This window comes from Caballeronia eucalypticola, from assembly GCF_047608185.1.
In the GTDB taxonomy this organism is placed as follows: Bacteria; Pseudomonadota; Gammaproteobacteria; order Burkholderiales; family Burkholderiaceae; genus Caballeronia.
Genome location: NZ_JBLKRU010000016.1, coordinates 1 through 21455, shown reverse-complemented (window position 1 = coordinate 21455; position 21455 = coordinate 1). Strand labels below are relative to the sequence as shown.

Here is a 21455-nt window from a genome sequence, read left to right as displayed (position 1 = left end):
TCAGCCCCTTTCCGCGACGAGAAAAATTCCCATGTCGAACCAATCGCTCATCGAAGCCGACCGTAAGCACCTGATTCATCCGGTCATCAACTATCGCGCCCACGAAGCCCGCGGCGTCACCGTACTCGAATCCGCCAGCGGCGCATTCCTGCGCGATGCCGACGGCATCGAACTCCTCGACGCGTTTTCCGGACTCTGGTGCGTCAACGTAGGCTACGGCCAACAAAGCATCGTGAAAGTAGCGGCCGAACAAATGGCCCGCCTCCCCTACGCCACCAGCTATTTCCACTTCGGCAACGCACCCGCGATCGAACTGGCCGAGAAACTGGTCGAACTTTCACCAGCCTCGCTGCAACACGTGTATTTCACGCTAGGCGGTTCCGACGCAGTCGACTCCGCCGTGCGCTTCATCACGCATTACTTCAACGCAACCGGCCGTCCGTCGAAGAAACACATCATCGCGCTCGAACGCGGATACCACGGGTCATCGGCGGTCGGCGCGGGATTGACCGCGCTGCCGGCGTTCCATCGCAACTTCGACTTGCCGCTGCCGAACCAGCATCACATCCCGTCGCCGTACGCGTATCGCAACAATTTCGCCGATGATGCCGCGCTGATCGCCGCGTCCGTCGCGGCACTGGAAACGAAGGTCGCCGAACTCGGGACGGAGAACGTCGCCGCATTCTTCTGCGAGCCCATCCAGGGCTCGGGCGGCGTGATCGTGCCGCCGTTCGGCTGGCTGAAGGCCATGAGCGACGCGTGCCGCAAGCTCGACATCCTGTTCGTCGCCGATGAAGTCATCACCGGCTTCGGCCGCACCGGCCCGCTGTTCGCCTGCCAGGCCGAAGACGTCCAGCCGGACCTGATGACGGTCGCCAAGGGCCTGACGGCCGGTTACGCGCCGATGGGCGCCGTGCTTATGTCGGACGCTGTGTACCAGGGCATTGCAAACGGCGACGCCGCCGCGATCGTCGGCCATGGTCATACGTATTCGGCGCACCCGGTCAGCGCGGCTATCGGCATCGAAGTGCTGCGTCTTTATCACGAGGGCGGCCTGCTTGAGAACGGCGTTCGCCATGCCGAGCGTTTCGCGCGCGGCCTCAACGCGCTATTGGCGCATCCGCTGGTCGGCGATTCACGTCATCGCGGATTGCTGGGCGCGCTCGAACTCGTCTCCGATAAAGCAACCCGCCAAGGCTTCGATCCCGCGCTCAAATTGTCCGACCGGATCACGGCCGCCGCGTACCGGAACCGTCTGGTGTTCCGTGCGTTCGGCGACAACATCCTGGGTTTTGCGCCCGCATTGAGCTACACGGAAGCCGAGTTCGACCTGATGTTCGAGCGCCTCGAGAAGACGCTTGACGAGGTGCTCGCCGAACCCGAAGTCCGCGCCGCGCTCAAGCTTACGGCGGCGTCAGGCAGCGCCGTACCGGGAGCCGAAAGCGGCGCCCAGGGCAAGGTGAAAACCCACGTAGCTGCGTGATAAGATCGAATCACATTTTTGAGACGATCCCCCGCAACTGGAGCGACATTCTGACGATGAGCAGCGAAGGCAAGCTTGACCGCATAGATCTGCGCATCCTTTCGCAGTTGCAGAAGAAAGGCCGCATTACGAATGTCGAGCTGGCCGACGCGGTCGGGCTCTCGCCGAGCCCGTGCCTGATCCGCGTGAAGCGGCTGGAGAAGGCGGGGTATATCGTCGGATATGGCGCGCAGATCCAGCTTGAGAAGCTCGGCGACGTGCAGATAGTCTTTACCGAAGTCACGCTGGCCGATCATCGGCGCGAGGACTTCATCAAGTTCGTCGCGGCGATCAAGGATGTGGATGAGATCGTGGAATGCCATCTGGCGAGCGGCGGATACGACTACCTGCTCAAGTTCGTGACGCGCAGCGTGAGTCACTATCAGAGCATTATTGAAGGCTTGCTTGAACGCGATATTGGCATTGAGAAGTACTTCAGCTTCATCATCATCAAGTCGCCGTTCGTGAAGAATCACTACCCGCTTGAGAGTCTGTTTTCACAGAATCACAGTTAGGGAACTCAGGGCGCCGGCAAGTTCCATTGTGCGAACTCGTCGGCGAGAAAGTCCACGCATACCCGCACTTTCGCGGATGACGCCAGCCGCGCCGGGTAGACCGCCCAGACGTTGGCGGGCTGTGTGACATCGGGCAGCACTTGCACTAGCTTCTTGCTCTCAAGCAACGGGCGAACGTCCCATAGCGAGCGCAGCACGATCCCGCGCCCGGCCAGCGCCCATTGCACCGCGACCTCGCCGTGATTTGTCGACAACGGCCCGGTCACCTTGATCGAAACCGGTTCGCCACGCACATGCAAGCGCCACAAACCGAACGGATGATCGCGTTCCTTGATCGCGAGGCACGCGTGGCTTGCGAGATCGGCCAGTTGCTTTGGCGCGCCATGACGTTCCACGTAAGCCGGCGAAGCGCACAACACGCGATGATTCGACGCCAGCCGCTTCGCGATCAGATGCGCTGCGATATCGTCGCCGATGCGGATATCCAGATCGAAGCCCTCCCCTGCGACATCCACCAGCCGGTCGAACAGGTCGAGGCGCACGCTCAATTGCGGATGTTGGTCGGAGAGACGTGCGAGGGCGGGCGCCACGATATGCCGTCCGAAGCCGAAGCTGCTGGAAATGCGCAGTGTGCCGCGTGGAATGCGGCGTGTGGTGGATACGTCTTCGACGAGATGATCGACGTCGTCGAGGATTTTTTCGGCCCAGGCGTAGACCCGTTCGCCTGCCTCGGTGATGGCGACGCGGCGAGTGGAGCGATGCAGGAGGCGTGTGCCGAGTTCGTTTTCGAGGACGCTTACGCGTTTGCTGACATAAGCCGCCGAGACCGACAGGACATCGGCTGCGGCGCTGAAGCTGGATTTGCGGGCGACGGTGCAGAAGACGCGGAGATCATCGAGATTTGGGGAAGACGGGATATTCATTATTCACGCTTCGTGCACAGTGGCTTAACCAAAACGCTGATTTTAAGCCTTGCAGAGCGGAATAAAATAATAAAGACAACCCCTGCGCTATGGGTTAGTGACGTGGTTCATCGACCTTACAAATTCGGTGTGTGGTTTACGCGGATAGCGCGGGGTGGTCCTTGGGCAGGTTCAATGACTGGTGGCGAAGCGTGTGGGTATCGGTGTTCGGAGAAGGAGGGTTTCAAACATTCTAAGCTCTTGCGAGCACCGTGCTTTTGGGGCACCCATGAATAGAAACTGCACGCTGTGGACACTTAGGGTAGAGCTGTTAAAAGCGTTTTCTTTGCTTCGTTTCTTTGTCGCTAAGGACCAAGAAATGACGCGCCGCCACGCGCAGTGGCTAATAGAGCGAAAAAGATCAGCTAGAAGGGAACCCGCGAAAACCTGGAAAGCAGCAACCTGGCAATGAACCCGACCGCTAACCCCAAAAACCCAGAGTGCGAACGAAACTCAACAGGACCTTGAACATGACGAAAACCTACAAAATCGCAATCATCCCTGGCGATGGTATCGGCACAGAAGTGATGCCTGAAGCCATCCGCGTCCTCGACGCTGCCACGAAGCGCTTCGGCATATCCATCGAATACAAGCACATAGAATGGGCCAGCTGCGACTACTACCAGAAGCACGGCCAGATGATGCCTGACGATTGGAAAGCGCAACTACAGGATTGCGCCGCCATCCTCTTCGGCGCAGTCGGCTGGCCCGACACTGTCCCCGATCACATTTCCCTGTGGGGTTCGCTCCTTAAATTCCGCCGCGAGTTCGACCAGTACATCAACCTGCGCCCGGCCCGTTTATTCGAAGGCGTGCCGTCGCCGCTCGCGAACCGCAAGGCCGGCGACATCGACTTCTGGATCGTGCGTGAAAACACCGAAGGTGAATATTCATCGGTGGGCGGCGTGATGTTCGAGGGCACCGACCGTGAGTTCGTGCTACAGGAATCCGTCTTCACGCGCCACGGCAGCGAACGCGTGTTGAAATTCGCATTCGATCTCGCCCAGCGTCGCGAGAAGAAAAAGATCACTGTCGCCACGAAGAGCAATGGCATTGCGATCAGCATGCCGTGGTGGGACCAGCGCGCCGCCGAAGTCGCAGCGCTCTATCCGGACGTGAAGTGGGACAAGCAGCACATCGACATCCTGTGCGCCCGCTTCGTCCTGAATCCGGACCGCTTCGACGTGGTGGTTGCCACCAACCTGTTCGGCGACATCCTCTCCGATCTCGGCCCGGCGTGCACCGGCACCATCGGCCTCGCGCCGTCAGGCAACCTGAATCCCGAGCGCAAATTCCCGTCGCTGTTTGAACCCGTGCATGGATCGGCGCCGGACATCGCGGGCAAGAATATCGCCAACCCGGTTGCCATGATCTGGTCGGCGGCCATGATGCTTGAGTTCCTTGGTGACTTCAAAGGCCCGGAAAAAGACGCGCACGATGCGATCCTTGCGGCGATAGAAGCGACGCTCAAGGAAGGTCCGCATACGGGCGATCTCGGTGGCAAGGCGAACACGACGGAAGTCGGTCAGGCAATTGCTGCGCGCCTGGCTTGAAGTAGTGCGTTTAAATTGATTAGCATGAGTTAGTTGGCTTAAATCAGGAGCATGGACTTATGACACGCCAGTTCGAACTGAAGGAGTTGATCCGCCCGGATAATTTCATCGATGGCCAATGGCGCGCGGCGGCTGACGGCGCGCGCTTCGCCGTCACGGATCCGGCCACCGGCACGGTCATCACGCAAGTTGCCGACAGCAGTCCTGCCGACGCCCGCGCCGCCACCGACGCCGCCGCGCGCGCAGCGCCCGCGTGGCGCGACTTGCTACCCAAGGAACGCGCGGCGATCCTGCATCAATGGCACGCGCTGATCGTGGCGAATCAGGATGCACTCGGCGCGCTGATCTCGCTTGAGCAGGGCAAGCCGCTGGCCGAAGGCCGGGGTGAAGTAGGCTATGGCGCGTCTTACGTTGCATGGTTCGCCGATGAAGCCACGCGCATTTACGGCGACATCATTCCGCAGCAGCAACGCGGCAAGCGCATGACGGCAGTCAAGGAACCGATAGGCATTGTCGCGGCCATTACACCGTGGAATTTTCCGCTCGCGATGATCGCGCGCAAGATCGCGCCGGCGCTCGCGGCCGGTTGCACGGTGGTTGCAAAGCCGGCTGAAGACACGCCGCTGACGGCATCGGCATTGGTGTTCTTGGCACACGAAGCCGGTGTGCCGGCGGGCGTGCTGAACCTCATCACGGCGTCGCGGGATCATGCGGTGGCGACCGTCGCGGACTGGCTTGAAGACGCGCGCGTTCGCAAGATCACGTTCACGGGATCGACGCCGGTAGGCAAGTACCTGGCGCGTGAATCGGCGGGGACGCTCAAGAAGTTATCGCTGGAACTGGGTGGCAATGCACCGTTCATTGTCTTCGATGACGCCGACCTCGACGCCGCCGTCACCGGCCTTCTCGCCTCCAAATTCCGCAACGGCGGACAGACTTGCGTATGCCCGAACCGCGTGTACGTACAAGCGGGCGTCTACGATAAATTCGCGGACATGCTGAGCCGCCGCGTTGCCGAGCTGAAGGTTGCACCGGCCACCGACCCCGACGCGCAGATCGGTCCAATGATCAATATCCGCGCACTGGACAAGATCGCGCGTCACGTAGACGACGCCCTCGCGCATGGTGCGCGCGTGCTTGCCGGCGGCAAACGCCTGCCCGAACTCGGCCCGAATTATTACGCCCCGACCGTGCTCGCCGATGCCACCCACGAGATGCTCCTGTGCGGCGAAGAGACCTTCGGCCCAGTCGTTCCGCTGTTCCGTTTCGACGATGAAGCCGAAGCCATCGAAGCCGCTAACAACACGCCGTTCGGTCTCGCTTCGTATTTTTATAGCCAGGACTTGCGCCGTATCGACCGTGTGTCGCGCGCGCTGGAGGCGGGAATCGTGGGTATCAACGAAGGCGCGTTGTCCAGCGAAGCGGCGCCCTTTGGCGGCGTAAAAGAATCGGGCTATGGCCGCGAAGGATCGAAGTATGGCCTCGACGACTACCTCTCCATCAAGTACCTGTGCCAAGGAAATCTAGCATGAGCACGCCCACTGAAAATTATCCGATCGAGGTCACGTTCCCCGATATCTCCGTGCATGCGAAGTCCGAGTCGGGCATTCCGTACGTGCACACGTTCGACTCTGGCGTACCGGGACCGCACGTGATGATCAACGCGCTGACGCACGGCAACGAGGTGTGCGGCGCGATTGTGGTCGATGCGCTGCTGCGCCTTAAATTGCGGCCACGGCGCGGCCGCCTGACGCTTTCGTTAGCGAACGTAGAGGCGTATGCGAGCTTCGATCCTTCGAAGCCCGATGCCGCCCGTTTCGTCGATCAGGACTTCAACCGCGTGTGGACCAGCAAGGTACTCGACGACACATCGCATACATCCAGCGAGCTCGAACGGGCGCGTGAGATGCGTCCGGTCATCGACACCGTGGACGCCCTGCTCGACCTCCATTCAATGCACGAACGCAGCAAGCCGCTGATCGTTGCGGGTCCGCTGGACAAGGGCATTGAGTTGTCGCTGCAAATTGGCACGCCGGCCACGGTGATCTGCGATGAGGGTCATCCCGAAGGCCGCCGCATGCGCGACTACGAGGGTTTCGGCGATGCCGGCAGTCCGAAGAACGCGTTGCTGATCGAATGTGGACAGCACTGGGAACGCAGCGCGGTTACCGTCGCCCGCGATACCACCGCACGGTTCCTGCTGCTCTCCGGCGTGGTCGAGAGTGAAGACTTGCCCAGCGACTGGCTGAGCCCACTACCTTCGGTCATGCATGTGGTGCGCGTCACGCAACCAGTCGTGGCGCAGAGCATGGATTTCCGCTTTGCCGCGCCCTACACGGGTCTGGAAATTTTCCCGGAGGCAGGCAGTTTGATCGGCTGGTCGAATGGTGAACCGATCCATACGCCTTACGACGACTGCATGCTGGTGATGCCTTCATTGCGGCAGTTGCGACCCGGCGTAACCGTCGTGCGCCTTGGGAAAATCGAGCGAACCGTAGAGCGCGATAGCGCGGTCTGACGTGACGATTAACGAATCAATAAGGTCCACATGAAGGTTCATCAAATCAAGCAGAGCGTTAGCCTGCAAAATCTCGAGGATTGGGGCACCGCAGGTTTACCCGGCACGACCCCGATCAAAGTCTCCGGCGCGCAACGCGTGATCAAAGGCAGCGAAGCGATCGATACCGGTATTTTCGAGTGTTCGGCGGGGACGTATCGGCGCTCGGTGAAACAGGCTGAAGTCATGCATTTCATCGCGGGCCGTGGCCGCTTTACGGCGGACGGCGAAGACACGATTCACTTCACCAGCGGCGACACGCTGTTTTTTGAAGCGAACACCGACGGGCTGTGGGAAGTGGAAGAAACCATGCGCAAGGTATATGTGATCTTTTAGTGTCGGAAGGATCCGGGCGAGACCGCCCGGTGTGACCAACGGCCGCTCTTGAACAGCGGCCGTATTAAATAACTTCCATGACCTGTAGCGGCGGCTTCGCGCTATGGCGATAAAGTCCGGGCACTCTGCCCCCAGTTCGCACATCTCCTTTAGCGACCCGTTTCCTTTATACGTTCATCAGAGTTTTTTACCGCTGCCTCGCTGTTCACCGAGCAAACTCCTCGCGCCCGGTCATGCGCGCTTCAGTCCAAGCCATCCGGTGTCACGAAAATTGCTGCCAACGTCGTTAAGCTCGATCGAGCTTGGCGCGGTCACGCTTTTGCGATGACCGGAACTTTCGGATCAGATAACCACTTTTACGGTGCAGACTATGGACGTCCAAATGTCGGAAGAGCAGATTCGCACGCTTGCGTTCCATCTATGGGAGCAGGACGGTAGTCCCGAGGGACGCGCAGACGAGTATTGGGAAAAAGCACGGCAGCAACTCGGTGTTGAAGGTTCGGCGCAAGACGAGAAGGCGTCGAATGGCAGTGAGGCCGAGACACGAGGATTTAGCGAAGAACCCGAGGCGACGTCGAACCGCCCGCTGGCTGAATAGAAAGCACGCGCCTGAGCGATTCGGCCTTGCGATGACACAGGGCCGTTCGACGAAATGCGGGTTTCCTTTGCCCACGCGCCCCGCGCTTAGCGGGACGGAAAATCCTTTGGAATCTTTGCAAGGCAGCACACCACGTACGCATCGCGCGTGATACCGCATCGCTGTTCACGTGGTCATTTTCGAAACGTAGCCACTAGCCTAGGTCCCGAGACAATCCGGACAGAGCGCCAAGTACGGATGCTAAATAAGTTTAGCGGTCACCTTGAGCAATCTTCAAACGCCGGCCAATCGCGCTCATGGTTGCGCGACTTCAATACTGTTGCCCTAAACATACGCTTAACGCGATCTTTCTCGTGGCACAGCCCCAGCCAGCAAGGGTCTGAGCGGCTGCATTGGTAACACTACCAATGTCCTGAACCAAACAGTTGGCGCTTACTGGAAGAACACGAACTGCGGCTGTCCTGTGGTTAGTCTCGTGATTGCGCCATTGCGCATACGTCGACCGAGGCACGCCGTTGTTTTCGCCGATAACTAAACGAAGTGGTGTTCAACATGAAGACGTTCAATCATCTCAGTGCCTCGACCTCGTCGAGTGCAGGAAGCCGTAGCAAGGTATCCAAGGCAGCCGCCAAAACCGAAACGCAGTGCTCCTCATATGTATCGATGCTCCAGGCGCCTATGACCGTGCTTGCCTGCAACGTGTCCGATCGCGCCGACATTACCGCTGTTGCAATCCTTGGCTATAACTAGACGCGTTGTTGCAAGGTGGATTTACGGGCTTTATCGGCTTGATTAAAACCTGCCGGTGAAATGAAGCGCTAAGCGCACGCGAAGGCCGCGTTGATTAAAGCAACACGGCCACCGCCTCGCTTTCTCTTTCGGGTTACTTGAAGCACACACTCCAGGCGCGCATAAGTCAACACGCGACCGGCGCACGCTGGATATTGCGTGCATGAGCTCGCGTCCCACGAGCGGTCCAAGGTCAAACCATCAACGTCAGGATATTGACACCCCGAGTAAGTGCCCTACGCAAAAGGTAAAGCTTGCGGCAATACACCCAATAACGATTTGCCTTATCGCTGAGAATGCAGCTCCACGCCCATTGAATAGCGACGTGAACACGCCTATTGCAGCGAGCGCCAGTGCGCTTAGCGCAACGCACTGGATGACTGCCGCAAGTCCACTGCTCCACAGGAAAGGCATTGCCGGGAAAATTGCACCCATTGAAAACAGGCAAAAGGAAACGCCTGCGGCCGACCACGGATTCCCGCCCAACTCGGCTGGGTCCAGACCGAGTTCTTCGCGTATGAGGGTGTCGAGCGCTTTGTCCTTGTCTCGCATGATCTGGGCGGCAACACGTTTGGCCTCGTCACTGTCCAGGCCCTTGGCTTGGTAAATCAGCGCGAGTTCGTGTCGCTCAGCGTCGGGCGTATGTTCCAGCTCGTCTGCTTCTTTCGCGATCTGGGTACGTGCGAGTTCTCGCGCATTGGTCACGGATAACCACTCGCCCAGCGCCATGGAACACGCACCGGCTATCAGGCCTGCGAAAGCGGTCAGCAGGATGGTCTTGTTGTTGATGCCGGCGCCCGCCACCCCCATGATCAGGCAGAAATTCGATACCAAGCCGTCGTTCGCCCCAAGAACAGCGGCCCTCAGATCATTGCCCGATGAGACACCCTTGTGCCACGACTCCGCGTCGGCAATCTCCGCGCCTTTCGACTTCGACGGACGCTTGCGATTCGCCACGCTTTGCACCATGTCCGCGTGCCGATGCTCTTCTTCCGCCATCTGCGCAGCATCCGGCTGCCCCGCATATTTATCCCGATCCGCGTATTCGGCAGCGGCGACCGTACGCAGGACAAAATCCGGTCCGAAAACGCGTACGAGCGCCCGCATGACCCGGGTCTTGGCGCTGTATTGATGCGTCCGGGCCTTGACGCCGTTCGCCCGAAGCTTCTCGCGCCACACTTGCGCGTGCTTGAACTCGGACGCAGCGAGTTCCGCATAAATGGCCTTCTTCGAACGATCCTGCTCGACGTTCGCGAGCGTTTCGTAAAGCGCCGCGCTATCGAGTTCGTCGGCCAGGTTTGACCTGAACCTTTTTAGCTCCGTTTTGGATGCCAAAGGATTGCTCTCCCCGGTGGATGCTGAAATTGTGCTTTCAGCAAATCCTAGCGGATCAAGCGTGCTAACTGCTTAAAGACCCTGAACGTCTGCGTAATTGCGAATAGCAATGGTTTGTACAACGTTTGTGGTGCGGCTCAAGGTTTCGTTTAGCGCAGCGCGCACCTCACGCATTGCGAGCTACAGGTTCCCGGGTACCCCATATGACGGCGCCTGCTCCGGGCGTTTTGCGCGCGTTGCGTAGTCGTTCATTTGCGGCTCGTAGCGCTGCCAGAGCGCGCGTAAATCAGCGATGGGTTCATCGGACCAATCCACCCGCAACTCAGCAAGCGGCCAGACGTCTCGCCCGTATACGCAAAAACCCGCTGAGTGCACGGGTCCCGCCTCACCGCCTGCCGCCGCGCCCGCTTCCAGCGAGCAGATCAGGCGCTCGGCAAGCGAGCTCGCATTAGACGCTTCGAAAGCTTCCACCATGGCGGCCGGGATACCATCGTGCGCAAGCAGGTTGCCCGCCGCAATACAGTCGCGCCCCGCCTTCGTCGCGATAGTGCCAAGCCCTTTCGCGCCGGTCACCGCTTCGCGTGAACCATCGGCGTCGAGTACCGCAAGCTGTCGCCACTCCGCGTAGGGCCGTGCGTCCTGCAACTGCCGCAAGGTGCTTTGCGCCCCGAATCCCTGCGCCAGCAAATTCAGTCCGAGCGCGCCAAGACGAGGATCGGTCACGTTCTGGCTTAGCACCACGCCGTGCGGACTCGCCCATAAGCAACGGCTAGGCACCGCGATGCTCGAACTGCACACAATGCCGCCGACCATACCTGTGCGCTCGCATCGGCCAGCCAGTGAAAAGGTCATGAGAAGACTCCGCTCAACTGTTTGGAATGACGGCAATCACATCGATCTCAACCAGCCACTCGGGCCGTGCGAGCGCTGAAATTACGAGCCCTGTGGAGACCGGATACACACCCTTCAACCACTTGCCCACCACCGTATAGACCGCCTCGCGATAACGGATATCGACGAGATAGACCGTGATCTTGCAGATATCCTCAAGCTTGCTGCCGGCTTCGTCCAGCAGCATCGCAATGTTCGCCATGGCTTTTTCGGTCTGGACGGCGACGTCACCCACGCCCACCGATTCGCGCGTATCGAGGTCCTGGCCTATCTGGCCGCGCAAATAGACCGTGCCGTTGGCGACCACCGCCTGGCACAGATCGTTGTCCAGTTTCTGCTCGGGGTAGGTCTCGCGAGTATTGAATTTGCGGATGCGGGTATGGCTCATGGACACCTCACACTACGCGCTTGAGCCGCGGCTCTGCGCTGGATTGAACAACACGGTCCGACAAGTTCGCCGCCTTCTTCACGTGACCAAGCGTACTGTCGAAATCGAAGTTGCGGAACACGGCGCCCAGATGCGCGAACGGCGGCGACTGGGCAAACAACTGGAATGTGAGCCGATGTCCGGCGTAGTCCGAATTCAGCAAGTCGCGGGCGAAGGCGAGCAACTTGCGGCGGTCGTCGGAGACCCAGTTTTCATTGACGGTGTAGTACTTGTCGAGCCAGTCGCTGATCTCCGGATTCGCAAACGACGCCGCATCCGGCGTCACGCAGATCTGGCCGCCGCACAACTCACGGGCGAGATGCATCATCTCGTGAAGCCGCGAACACGCTTGCACGCGGCCGGTATAAAGCAGCGACTGGTTGGGCATCATCAGCCCTGCGGGACTGCGCTCGCCGCATGCAATGGAGGCTGTCAAATGCGCATTGATGGTCTCCCTGTACACCGCGAGCGTGGACAGTTTTTCCTGCACGGCCTGCTGCTTTTCCAGTCCCGTCTGACGCGCATTGAACAACGCCGCGCCAATCATCAAATCGGCCAGACGCAAGTTGCGCTGAACGAATGCGAACGCGCTATAGCGGTGCAGCGTGGCGCGAATAAACGTGGCCGCCTTCGTGTGCTGATAGAACAATACGTCTTCCCATGGGATCAACACGTTGTCGAAGATCAGCAGCGTATCTATTTCATCGCAGCGATTGGAGAGCGGATAGTCGTCCGGATTCGCCCGGCCCGCGAAGCCCGTGCGGCAAATAAACTTGAGCCCCGGCGCAGACATGTTGACGATGAAACCAACCGCATAGTCCGAGAGTTTCGCATCGCCCCAGTTGGCGATAGTCGGCTTGACGAACGCCTGGTTCGCGTACGCGGCCGCCGTCTCATACTTGGCGCCACGGACCACAATGCCGGCATCGGTTTCCTTCACCACATGCAGCAACATGTCCGGGTCCTGCTCCTGCGGCGGTTTCGAGCGATCGCCCTTCGGGTCCGTATTCGCGGACACGTGGAACGGATCCTCGTGCAACGTACGATGAATGTGACGCTCGATATTCTCCGCAAAACGCGGGTCGACTTCGTTAAGCACATCCTTGCCGTCATACAGCGACCACATCTCGCCAATGGTTTCATCACCCACGCGCGTGGCAATACCGCCCACGTCATCCAGCACGGTGTCTACTGCCAGCCGCTTGTCGTGCCAGTCCTGCTGCGTGTACGGCAGCTTCAGGCCGATGGCGTTGCGCTCGCCTGTGGTTTCATCGGCGTAACTCATCACGCCTTGCGTCGCTTTCTCGTGCGCCATGTCGTAGATGCGCGCACGGATATCGACAATAGGCTTGAACATGGGATGCGTGGTCACGTCATTCACGCGTTCGCCGTTGATCCAGACTTGCCGTCCGTCACGAATTGAATCGCGGTACTGCTCGCCGGTTCTGATCATTTACTGTGCCTCGGTCCGTTGGGAATGTCGTTCGGGAATGGTGCTGACCGTCTGGAACGAGAGGGTCTAGAAGGCCAGGAACTGGCCGTAGTCGCGCTTGCAATAGAGCAAGGGCATGTGCGTCACCGGTGCGCGCGTGACGGCCACCACTTCGCCGAAAAACACCGTATGCGTGCCAATGACCTGTTGCGCGACCACGCGGCATTCAAGCGCGGCCACCGCGCCGTCGATAAGCGGTACGCCCAGCGTGCCGGCCGTATGCGTACAGCAGGAAAAGTCGAACGGCTTGGACGTTGCCGAGCGGCCGGCGAACGTATCCGCTATGCCGCGCTGCGCCACGTTCAGCAGGTTCACCGCGAATACGCCGTTTTCTGCTATTGCCCCATTCGCCGGGCTGCGCGTGTTGATGCAGACCAGCAACGTGGGCGGGTCCGCACATACCGAACTGCAGGCGCTGACCGTGACGCCGAAACGCTGGTCGTTCGTGCCGGTCGTCACTACGTGAACCGAAGTGGAATTCGACGCCATGGAATCCAGGAACGCGGAGCGCAAGGCGTCTAAGTCTTTAGCTCCTGCGCTGCCACATTCCGCCGCACATTCCGATAAGCCGCTGTCTCGTTGCATGTCGTCCCTCTCGCGTTTGCCCTAGCCTTTCGCAAAATCTACGCTCGGGCGGCGCATCCGAAAAACATATTTCAAAAATGCAAATCATCGCTTTTGCCTATGCAAGCCTATTTATGTCCACGCACAATAAGCGCTAGAAAAGACCACGGGGCGGATCATGGAACCAGCGCAACTACGCTATTCGCTGCGTCAGTTGAGGTACTTCGTCGTCACGGCGGAAGTCTTGTCGTTCACTGCCGCGGCCAAGCTGCTGCATATCTCGCAGCCGTCCATCTCCACCGCGCTGGCGGACCTGGAGGTGTCGTTCGGAGTCCAGCTTTTTATCCGCCATCACGCGAGCGGGTTATCCCTGACGCAGGCCGGCCGCGACATGCTGGGACGTGCGCGCGACCTGCTCAAGAACGCGGAGGACCTGCAGACGGCCGCCAAGGAAATGGACGGCGGCATGTCCGGCGCCATCACGCTTGGCTGCCTTGTTTCGCTCGCACCGCCGCTCATGCCCGCGATGATGAGCCGCTTCCTGGCCGACCATGCGGGCATCGCGTTTCGCACGCTCGAAGCGCATCAGGAGGACTTGCTGCGGGGCCTGCACGACGGTTCGCTGGATATAGCGCTCACTTACAACCTCGACCTGACCGATGACATCGCCTTCACGCCGTTGCTCTCTTTGCCGCCTTATGTGATCCTGCCGAAGACCCATCGGCTGGCTCGCGCGCGCAGCGTGGCGTTGGCCGACCTGCGCGACGAGCCGTACGTGATGCTCGACCTGCCGCACAGCCGCGAGTACTTTGCCGGACTCTTCGATGCCGTCGGCGACCGGCCGATCGCCGCGTTCAAGTCGTCCCAGCCCGAAGTGGTACGCGGCATGGTGGCGAACGGGCTGGGCTACAGCATCCTCAACTTCCCGCTCAAATCGAGCCGTACAGTGGATGGCGAAGACTTTGTCATCAAGCAATTCAAGGACGAGGTGAACGCGACCACGCTGGGTATCGCGCAGTCCAGAAGCATGAAGCTCCGGCAGGTCGTCCAGCATTTCGCCGCGTTCTGCGAAGCCGAAATCAAGCGCCAGCACTCATGAACTGAAGACTCCCCTCTAGATAGGAAAAAGCTTGGTTCTACATGCAAAAACAATATTTTGGCTGGTAATTTGACTTGATAGATTGATGTCCATGCAGTGAGCAACCCGCAGTCAAGACTCAAGCGGGTTGCCACATTCACTGAATGGGACAGGGAGGCGCGATGGATTCTGCAACGGCATCCTCGGCGGTAACGTCATCAGCGGCGTCGACGGCATCCGGCGCTGGACTGGATATCGTCCGTCAGTTGCAGGCGAACTGCGAACGCCCGTTCAGCGATGCACGCTCCATGCCGCCCACCGTCTATACCTCGCCCGATTTCCTGGCGCTGGAACAAGAACGCATTTTTCGCCGCGAATGGCTGTGCGTTGGCCGTGCAAGTGCAGTAGCCGAAGCGGGCGACTATCTCACGGCGGATATCGACGGTCAGCCGATCGTCGTGCTGCGCGACGAGCACCTGGAGTTGAAGGCGTTTTCCAACGTGTGCCTGCACAGGATGTCCGTGTTGCTTGAGGGGCGCGGCAACACCCGCCGTATCGTGTGCCCCTATCACGCATGGAACTACACGCTCGATGGCAAGCTCCATGGCGCGCCCATGATGGAGCATCAAAGCGGATTTTGTAAGGAAAGCTACCGATTACCCACGGTGCGATGTGAGGCTTGGCAAGGCTGGATCTACGTCACGCTCGATGCCGGTGCACGGCCGGTCGCCGAGCAACTCGCCGGCCTCGCCGATCTGATCGCCGACTATGGTATGACCGATTACAAGGAAACATTCTACGAAGAGCACGTCTGGGATACGAACTGGAAAATCCTGGCCGAAAACTTCATGGAGAGTTACCACCTGCCGATGCTGCATCGAGCAACCGTTGGGCCGCATTCGCGTCTCGACGAGATGGAATGCCCACCCGGCCACGACGCATTTAATTACCACTGGATCACCAAGGAAGCATCGCTACCCATTGGTCAGGCGCATCCGGATAACACGCGTCTTCAAGGGCACTGGCGCAAGACGACCGCGCTGCTCGCGATCTACCCGACTCATCTCGTCACGCTGACTCCGGGCTATTTCTGGTACCTCGTACTGCAGCCGCTGAGCACGGGCCGCGTCCATATCCGCTTCGGCGGGGGACTCGCGCCTGAGTTCATCGCGGATCCGAGGGCCGGGCAATACATGGCGTCGCTGAAAGAGTTGCTGGATGCAGTCAACGAGGAGGACCGCCGAGGGGTGCAGGCCGTGTTCCGTGGTGTGCAGGCGCCGCTGGCGAAGCCCGGTCATCTTAGTCATCTCGAACGGCCGAACTACGACTTCGCGCGGTATCTCGCGCAGCAGCTTGCCTGACACATAAGAAAACGCATACAGCAAAACGCATAAAGCAAGACACGCAACGCCGATCTGAAACCCGGAGCCCACGACACGATGTCAACCCACTCCTTCATCTCCTTTGCGAGTGTGAGCAAGACGTATGACGGCGTTCACTATGTCGTGGAAGGGCTTGATCTCGACGTAGCGAAAGGCGAATTCGTCTCGTTGCTCGGGCCGTCCGGTTCTGGAAAAACCACCACGCTGATGATGCTCGCCGGTTTCGAGTCCGCGACTCAGGGAGAGATCCGCCTGAACGGAAAACGCCTCGACGATAAACCGCCGCATCAGCGCGACATCGGCATGGTGTTCCAGAATTACGCGCTCTTCCCGCACCTGACGATCGAGCAGAACGTCGCGTTCCCGTTGTCGGTAAGAGGCATTGGCAAAGCAGAACAAAAGGCGCGTGTGAAGCGCGCGCTGGAGATGGTCGAATTGCCGCAACTGGCTTCCCGCCGGCCGTCGCAATTGTCAGGCGGACAGCAGCAGCGCGTCGCCCTCGCCCGGGCACTCGTATTCGAGCCCAGCGTGGTGTTGATGGACGAACCACTGGGCGCACTCGACAAACGCCTGCGCGAAACCATGCAGTACGAAATCATGCGGCTGCATCGCGAGCTGGGATTGACGGTTGTGTACGTGACGCATGACCAGGCGGAAGCGTTGACCATGTCGGACCGCGTAGCCGTGTTCTCCGATGGCCGCATCCAGCAGGCAGCGACACCTACCGAACTCTATGAAAACGCGCACAACGCGTTCGTGGCGAATTTTGTTGGTGAGAACAACGGCTTGACGGGGCGGGTGCTCGAACAGGATGCGAGCTGGGCGACGCTGGAACTGCCGGATGGCGCGGTCATTCGCGGCCGTTGCGGACGGGGCTTGCGCAACGGCGAGGAAGCGATGCTCGCGTTGCGCCCCGAGCGCGCGCACATAGCGTCGGCTGACGCCGAACATGACGCCGCGGACACCAATGCGGTGACCGCGCGTGTGGAAGAACTCGTGTATTGCGGCGATCACCACCGCGTCCACTTGAAACTCGGGGAGCTTGGTCATGGCGACAACCTCATCGTCAAAGTCCCGAATACGCAGCACCACGATCTTCCGTCACTCGGCCAAGCAACCGTCGTGGCATGGCGCCACGACGACTGCAAGATCCTCGCAACAGCCGCTACTGTCGCTCGCGGCTCTGCTCCGTCCTTCACCGCAGGAGTCCACTAACATGAAAGCAACACTCGTTCGAACCGGTCTGACGGGCATCGCCGGACTCACCCTCGCAGCGGCCAGCTTGTTCGCCGCCACCGCACATGCAGCCGATACCATCTCCGTCGTGACCTTCGGCGGCGCTTACGAGGCTGCGGCGAAGAAAGCGTTCTTCGAACCGTTCACGGCAGCGACCGGCATCGGCTTCTCGACGGAATCGTACGATGGCGGGCTCGCCAAACTGTCCGCGATGGAACAGGCCAAGAACCCCACATGGGACTTGATCGACCTTGAATCCAACGACGCCATCACCGGTTGCGATGAAGGCTTGTTGCGCAAGATCGACCGCAAGTCGCTTGGCAACACCAGCGCCTTCATCCCCGGTTCGATCATGGATTGCGCGGTCGCCGCCATGGTCTGGTCGACGGTATACGCCTACGACACGACCAAGCTCAAGAGCCCGCCGACGACCATCAACGACTTCTTCGATTTAAAGAAATACCCTGGAAAACGAGGCCTGCGCAAGTCGCCGAAAGTGACGCTCGAATGGGCACTGCTCGCCGACGGCGTGAAAGCAACCGATGTGTACAAGGTGCTCGGCACACCTGCCGGTGTCGACCGCGCGTTCAAGAAACTCGACACGATCAAGCCAAGCATCGTCTGGTGGGAAGCGGGCGCGCAACCGCCTCAATTGCTCTCCGACGGCGCGGTGATCATGACGCAGGTCTACAACGGGCGTATTGACGACGCAGTGCACAAGGACCACAAGCCGTTCGTATCGGTGTGGGATGGCCAGGTCTATGACTTCGAATGGTGGGGCATTCCGATGGGTGCGAAGAACGGCGACGCCGCAGCCAAGTTCATTGCTTCCGCCTCCACCGCGCAAAGCTACGCAGACCTGACGAAGTACATTGCTTACGCGCCGCCGCGCAAGGATGCCATTCCGTTGATTGCGAAGGACCGCCTCAACGACTTGCCGACGGCTCCGGCCAACTTCAAGCATGCGCTGCAGATCAACGCGAGCTTCTGGGCGGATAACGCCGACCAGATCAACAAGCGCTTCCAGGTCTGGCTGACACAGTAAGGCGACTCGTGACCGTGACAGTGACCAGCAATCTGCAGGAGCCGGCTGACGCATCCGCTAGCTCAGGGGCCGACGGACGGACGGCGTATGCGAGGACCCGTCGCCGGGCGTCGGCCCAGGCGCTCCTGCTTGCGCTGCCGCTGCTGTTGTTCCTGCTCGCTACCTTCATTGCGCCCATCGCAATCCTGTTGTCGCGCAGTGTCGAGAATCGCGAGGTGCCGGTGAACCTGCCGGCGTTATCGCAGGTGCTCAAGGCGTGGAACGGCGAAGGTCTGCCCGACGAACACACCTTCGCGATCCTCGCGGCCGATATGCGCCGTGCGTCCGCGGAAGGGCAATTGGGAACCGTTGCGCGGCGGCTGAATTTCTACTTGCCGGAGTTTCGCAGCTTGCTGATGCGCACCGCGCGCCAGTTGCCGGAGACCGCGCCGCCCGCGTGGAAACCGGCGCTGATCGAACTCGATCCGCGCTGGGGCACGCATGAGATCTGGCGCATCCTGAAGCGCTCCGCTGTGTCGCCTACGCCCGACTATCTGTTAGGCGCAGTGGACGCCACTGTCACGCCTGACGGTTCCATCGCCGCCCTGCCCGCCGATAGCTCGGTGTTCGTCAACGCGTTCGCGCGCACGGTATGGATCAGTGCGTCGGTCACGCTGCTGTGCCTCGTCATGGGTTATCCGGTCGCGTATCTGCTCGCCACCCTGCCGGCAGCCAAGAGCAATCGACTGATGCTGCTGGTGATCGTGCCGTTCTGGACGTCGTTGCTCGTGCGCACGACCGCGTGGTACGTGCTCTTGCAACCGGGCGGCGTCATCAATAGCTTGCTCATGGGGTTGGGTCTCGTCAGCCATCCCTTACCGCTGTTGTTTAATCGAGCCGGCGTGCTGATCGGCATGACGCATATCCTCCTGCCCTACATGATCCTCGCGATCTATTCGGTCATGAAGGGCGTGTCGCCGGTCTATATGCGCGCGGCGCAATCGCTTGGCGCGCATCCCGTCACGGCGTTCATTCGCATCTATGTGCCGCAGACTTTGCCGGGTGTCGGCGCGGGTTGTTTCCTCGTGTTCGTGCTTGCGCTGGGTTACTACATCACGCCTGCGTTGCTGGGCGGAGCCGGTGACGAAATGATCAGTCAGTTGATTGCAACGCAGACGAACGAACAGCTCAACTGGGGACTGGCCGGCGCCTTGTCGGCGTATCTCGTGATCTTCACGGCCGTGTTCTATTTCGTGTTCAACCGGCTTGTCGGCATTGACCGGCTGCGCTTCGGCTAAGGGGAAGGACTCATGCAAAGCCAGCGCCATCTCGTTCTCTCCGAACGCATTGCGTCGAAGTGGTTGCGCGTGCATTCCGCGCTCATCCTGTTCTTCCTGATCGCGCCCATCCTGGCAATCGTGCCGTTGTCGTTCAACACCGGTTCGTACTTTTCGTATCCGATGCAGGGCTTCTCGCTGCACTGGTATGCAAAAGCGCTCGGCAGCAGCGACTGGCAACGTGCGTTCGTGAATAGTATTGGCATTGGCGCGGCATCCACGGTGCTTGCCACTTGCCTCGGCACACTCGCGGCGCTGGGCCTGAGCCGAGCGAATTTTCCGTTTCGCGCGATCATCATGCCGCTGCTCATCTCGCCGATGATCATCCCTATCGTGGTCGTGGCCGCCGGGTTCTATCTGGTCTTCGCGCCGCTCGGACTGGTCAATTCCTACGTGGGTGTCGTGCTCGCCCATGCGGCGCTCGGCACGCCGTTCGTGGTGATCACCGTGACGGCCTCCCTCCTCTCGTTCGACCAAAGCCTGATTCGCGCGGCGTCGGGGTTGGGCGCCACGCCGTGGATCGCATTCCGTCGCGTCACGTTGCCGTTGATCGCGCCGGCGGTGGCAACCGGCAGCGTGTTTGCGTTCGCCACCTCGTTCGATGAAGTCATCGTGATTCTTTTTATCGGCGGCCCGGATCAGCGGACCGTACCGCGGCAGATGTGGAGCGGCATTCGCGATTCCATCGATCCATCCATTCTGGCCGTGGCCACCATGCTGATCCTGTTCGCCGTGGCGCTGTTCACCAGCATCAACTGGCTTCGCGGACGCAGTGCGGCAGCGGCGTTACCGGCAAGCTAAAGACTTCAGGAGAGCCGACGATTGTTTTTATCGGTTCGCTTTTATTGCTAGTGGCGATCGCGTTGGCAGGAGACTGTCGTTTGATTGCACGTTTAAAGGAGAGCAGCATGCTGGCAGAAGAACGGGAAGCGTTTGAGCTGGACGGCGCCGCCGTCTTGCGCGGAGTGTTTAAAGACTGGGTGGAGCCCTTGCGTGAAGGCGTGGAATATAACGCGACTCATCCAGGTCCTTCGTTCAGGAACTACACACCCGAGAAAACGACCGGACGGTTCTTCGGCGACTACTGCAATTGGCAGCGCATTGAACCGTTCAGGGATTTTGTCGAGCATAGTCCGGCTGCGTCGGTGGCTCAGGCCCTGATGGGCTCGCAGCGTGCTCGCATCTTTCACGAGCATGTGCTGGTGAAGGAAGCCGGCGCCGCGAAGCTCACGCCATGGCATCACGATGAGCCCTACTACTGCGTCAGCGCAGAGCAAGCTGTCAGCCTGTGGATTCCCCTCGATCACGTGCCCCGCGAGACATGCGTCGAATTCGTGGCCGGCTCGCACAAGTGGGGAAAGCTGTTCCGCCCGCGCAAGTTCAGCGGCGTGGCGTACGACCACAAGTCGGATCGGCTGGAAGAGTTGCCGGATATCGATGCAAACAGGGACGCGTATCGGATCCTCGGCTGGGATCTGGAGCCGGGAGATGCGATCGCGTTTAACTTTCATACGGTGCATGGGGCGCCGGGGAACGTAGACGGTCAGCAATCGCGCCGAGTGGTTTCGTTCCGATGGCTCGGCGACGGCGCGCACTACGTGGACCGGGGCGGCGAGACGTCGCCGCCCTATCCTGAGCTGGCAGGCCGGCTTGCTTCCGGCGATCCGCTGCCTGAAATGGAGTTTCCGTTTATCGTCTAAATGAGGGTCTTGGGTCTGTTGTCCGCAATATCTCCTGAGAAACAATTAGAGCAGTACGGGTTTCAAGCCAGCTGAACGGCTGGGGTGATCTGAAAACCGAGCGCAGTCGCGCGGCGCCTGAGGGCATCGATGCTGCGCTGCCGTTGCTGTTCTTCGT

General features: G+C 60.0%; 21 protein-coding genes. 15 read left to right on the top strand and 6 right to left on the bottom strand.

Annotation, left to right across the window (positions count from 1 at the left end):
- The first annotated feature begins 31 nt into the window (after positions 1-31).
- Positions 32-1483: an aspartate aminotransferase family protein gene (locus tag ACMX25_RS19410; protein WP_414951698.1), complete on the top strand. Its 1452-nt coding sequence runs from the start codon at positions 32-34 to the stop codon at positions 1481-1483.
- 56 nt (positions 1484-1539) lie between these two features.
- Positions 1540-2037 carry an Lrp/AsnC family transcriptional regulator gene (locus ACMX25_RS19405; RefSeq protein WP_062089182.1) on the top strand — a complete coding sequence of 166 codons (498 nt, stop codon included), beginning with the start codon at positions 1540-1542 and terminating at the stop codon, positions 2035-2037.
- 5 nt (positions 2038-2042) lie between these two features.
- Here the strand turns inward: ACMX25_RS19405 and ACMX25_RS19400 are convergent, their stop codons facing one another.
- Positions 2043-2954, bottom strand: a complete 912-nt coding sequence (locus ACMX25_RS19400) for a LysR substrate-binding domain-containing protein (RefSeq protein ID WP_414951821.1) — start codon at positions 2952-2954, stop codon at positions 2043-2045.
- A 515-nt stretch (positions 2955-3469) separates the two neighbouring features.
- Between ACMX25_RS19400 and ACMX25_RS19395 the strand changes: the two genes are divergently transcribed.
- The 6 genes from ACMX25_RS19395 to ACMX25_RS19370 all read left to right on the top strand — a co-directional run bounded on the left by ACMX25_RS19395 (position 3470) and on the right by ACMX25_RS19370 (position 8793).
- A complete protein-coding gene (locus ACMX25_RS19395) occupies positions 3470-4552 on the top strand; it encodes a tartrate dehydrogenase (RefSeq protein WP_414951697.1) in 1083 nt (360 codons plus the stop codon).
- Positions 4553-4611: 59 nt separating this feature from the next.
- Positions 4612-6084: an NAD-dependent succinate-semialdehyde dehydrogenase gene (locus ACMX25_RS19390; protein WP_414951696.1), complete on the top strand. Its 1473-nt coding sequence runs from the start codon at positions 4612-4614 to the stop codon at positions 6082-6084.
- Complete coding sequence (locus ACMX25_RS19385) at positions 6081-7070, top strand: M14 family metallopeptidase (protein WP_414951695.1); 990 nt, start codon at positions 6081-6083, stop codon at positions 7068-7070. Before ACMX25_RS19390 ends, ACMX25_RS19385 begins: the two co-directional genes overlap by 4 nt.
- A gap of 30 nt (positions 7071-7100) precedes the next feature.
- Entirely contained in the window at positions 7101-7445 is a 345-nt protein-coding gene (locus tag ACMX25_RS19380; protein ID WP_414951694.1) for a cupin domain-containing protein, read from the top strand.
- Positions 7446-7815: 370 nt separating this feature from the next.
- Positions 7816-8043 carry a DUF2934 domain-containing protein gene (locus ACMX25_RS19375; protein ID WP_414951693.1) on the top strand — a complete coding sequence of 76 codons (228 nt, stop codon included), beginning with the start codon at positions 7816-7818 and terminating at the stop codon, positions 8041-8043.
- A 552-nt stretch (positions 8044-8595) separates the two neighbouring features.
- The gene (locus tag ACMX25_RS19370) at positions 8596-8793 is read left to right on the top strand and encodes a hypothetical protein (RefSeq protein WP_414951692.1); all 198 of its coding nucleotides are present in this window, start codon (positions 8596-8598) and stop codon (positions 8791-8793) included.
- 246 nt (positions 8794-9039) lie between these two features.
- Here the strand turns inward: ACMX25_RS19370 and ACMX25_RS19365 are convergent, their stop codons facing one another.
- The 5 genes from ACMX25_RS19365 to ACMX25_RS19345 all read right to left on the bottom strand — a co-directional run bounded on the left by ACMX25_RS19365 (position 9040) and on the right by ACMX25_RS19345 (position 13562).
- On the bottom strand, positions 9040-10167 hold the full coding sequence (locus ACMX25_RS19365) for a VIT1/CCC1 transporter family protein (protein WP_414951691.1): 1128 nt from the start codon (positions 10165-10167) through the stop codon (positions 9040-9042).
- Between the two features lie 180 nt (positions 10168-10347).
- Entirely contained in the window at positions 10348-11019 is a 672-nt protein-coding gene (locus ACMX25_RS19360) for a DUF1028 domain-containing protein (RefSeq protein WP_414951690.1), read from the bottom strand.
- A gap of 13 nt (positions 11020-11032) precedes the next feature.
- Positions 11033-11446 carry a RidA family protein gene (locus tag ACMX25_RS19355; protein WP_414951689.1) on the bottom strand — a complete coding sequence of 138 codons (414 nt, stop codon included), beginning with the start codon at positions 11444-11446 and terminating at the stop codon, positions 11033-11035.
- Between the two features lie 7 nt (positions 11447-11453).
- Complete coding sequence (locus ACMX25_RS19350) at positions 11454-12938, bottom strand: 4-hydroxyphenylacetate 3-hydroxylase family protein (RefSeq protein WP_414951688.1); 1485 nt, start codon at positions 12936-12938, stop codon at positions 11454-11456.
- Between the two features lie 66 nt (positions 12939-13004).
- Positions 13005-13562 carry a flavin reductase family protein gene (locus ACMX25_RS19345; protein WP_414951687.1) on the bottom strand — a complete coding sequence of 186 codons (558 nt, stop codon included), beginning with the start codon at positions 13560-13562 and terminating at the stop codon, positions 13005-13007.
- Positions 13563-13719: 157 nt separating this feature from the next.
- Here ACMX25_RS19345 and ACMX25_RS19340 point away from each other — a divergent pair, with 157 nt between their 5' ends.
- The 7 genes from ACMX25_RS19340 to ACMX25_RS19310 all read left to right on the top strand — a co-directional run bounded on the left by ACMX25_RS19340 (position 13720) and on the right by ACMX25_RS19310 (position 21298).
- Positions 13720-14640 carry a LysR family transcriptional regulator gene (locus tag ACMX25_RS19340; protein WP_414951686.1) on the top strand — a complete coding sequence of 307 codons (921 nt, stop codon included), beginning with the start codon at positions 13720-13722 and terminating at the stop codon, positions 14638-14640.
- A gap of 161 nt (positions 14641-14801) precedes the next feature.
- Positions 14802-15980, top strand: a complete 1179-nt coding sequence (locus ACMX25_RS19335) for an SRPBCC family protein (RefSeq protein WP_414951685.1) — start codon at positions 14802-14804, stop codon at positions 15978-15980.
- A gap of 78 nt (positions 15981-16058) precedes the next feature.
- Positions 16059-17216 carry an ABC transporter ATP-binding protein gene (locus tag ACMX25_RS19330; protein WP_414951684.1) on the top strand — a complete coding sequence of 386 codons (1158 nt, stop codon included), beginning with the start codon at positions 16059-16061 and terminating at the stop codon, positions 17214-17216.
- Position 17217: 1 nt separating this feature from the next.
- On the top strand, positions 17218-18282 hold the full coding sequence (locus tag ACMX25_RS19325) for an ABC transporter substrate-binding protein (protein WP_414951683.1): 1065 nt from the start codon (positions 17218-17220) through the stop codon (positions 18280-18282).
- A gap of 20 nt (positions 18283-18302) precedes the next feature.
- Positions 18303-19559 carry an ABC transporter permease gene (locus ACMX25_RS19320; protein ID WP_414951820.1) on the top strand — a complete coding sequence of 419 codons (1257 nt, stop codon included), beginning with the start codon at positions 18303-18305 and terminating at the stop codon, positions 19557-19559.
- A gap of 12 nt (positions 19560-19571) precedes the next feature.
- The gene (locus ACMX25_RS19315; RefSeq protein WP_414951682.1) at positions 19572-20399 is read left to right on the top strand and encodes an ABC transporter permease; all 828 of its coding nucleotides are present in this window, start codon (positions 19572-19574) and stop codon (positions 20397-20399) included.
- Positions 20400-20506: 107 nt separating this feature from the next.
- Positions 20507-21298 carry a phytanoyl-CoA dioxygenase family protein gene (locus tag ACMX25_RS19310; RefSeq protein ID WP_414951681.1) on the top strand — a complete coding sequence of 264 codons (792 nt, stop codon included), beginning with the start codon at positions 20507-20509 and terminating at the stop codon, positions 21296-21298.
- The last annotated feature ends 157 nt before the right edge of the window (positions 21299-21455 follow it).

Coding starts and splice junctions, on each gene's coding strand:
- ACMX25_RS19315 (WP_414951682.1), top strand. CDS start 19,572: ATGCAAAGCCAGCGCCATCTCGTTCTCTCCGAACGCATTGCGTCGAAG.
- ACMX25_RS19380 (WP_414951694.1), top strand. CDS start 7,101: ATGAAGGTTCATCAAATCAAGCAGAGCGTTAGCCTGCAAAATCTCGAG.
- ACMX25_RS19370 (WP_414951692.1), top strand. CDS start 8,596: ATGAAGACGTTCAATCATCTCAGTGCCTCGACCTCGTCGAGTGCAGGA.
- ACMX25_RS19335 (WP_414951685.1), top strand. CDS start 14,802: ATGGATTCTGCAACGGCATCCTCGGCGGTAACGTCATCAGCGGCGTCG.
- ACMX25_RS19355 (WP_414951689.1), bottom strand. CDS start 11,446: ATGAGCCATACCCGCATCCGCAAATTCAATACTCGCGAGACCTACCCC.
- ACMX25_RS19410 (WP_414951698.1), top strand. CDS start 32: ATGTCGAACCAATCGCTCATCGAAGCCGACCGTAAGCACCTGATTCAT.
- ACMX25_RS19330 (WP_414951684.1), top strand. CDS start 16,059: ATGTCAACCCACTCCTTCATCTCCTTTGCGAGTGTGAGCAAGACGTAT.
- ACMX25_RS19345 (WP_414951687.1), bottom strand. CDS start 13,562: ATGCAACGAGACAGCGGCTTATCGGAATGTGCGGCGGAATGTGGCAGC.
- ACMX25_RS19360 (WP_414951690.1), bottom strand. CDS start 11,019: ATGACCTTTTCACTGGCTGGCCGATGCGAGCGCACAGGTATGGTCGGC.
- ACMX25_RS19390 (WP_414951696.1), top strand. CDS start 4,612: ATGACACGCCAGTTCGAACTGAAGGAGTTGATCCGCCCGGATAATTTC.
- ACMX25_RS19385 (WP_414951695.1), top strand. CDS start 6,081: ATGAGCACGCCCACTGAAAATTATCCGATCGAGGTCACGTTCCCCGAT.
- ACMX25_RS19375 (WP_414951693.1), top strand. CDS start 7,816: ATGGACGTCCAAATGTCGGAAGAGCAGATTCGCACGCTTGCGTTCCAT.
- ACMX25_RS19340 (WP_414951686.1), top strand. CDS start 13,720: ATGGAACCAGCGCAACTACGCTATTCGCTGCGTCAGTTGAGGTACTTC.
- ACMX25_RS19350 (WP_414951688.1), bottom strand. CDS start 12,938: ATGATCAGAACCGGCGAGCAGTACCGCGATTCAATTCGTGACGGACGG.
- ACMX25_RS19405 (WP_062089182.1), top strand. CDS start 1,540: ATGAGCAGCGAAGGCAAGCTTGACCGCATAGATCTGCGCATCCTTTCG.
- ACMX25_RS19395 (WP_414951697.1), top strand. CDS start 3,470: ATGACGAAAACCTACAAAATCGCAATCATCCCTGGCGATGGTATCGGC.
- ACMX25_RS19325 (WP_414951683.1), top strand. CDS start 17,218: ATGAAAGCAACACTCGTTCGAACCGGTCTGACGGGCATCGCCGGACTC.
- ACMX25_RS19310 (WP_414951681.1), top strand. CDS start 20,507: ATGCTGGCAGAAGAACGGGAAGCGTTTGAGCTGGACGGCGCCGCCGTC.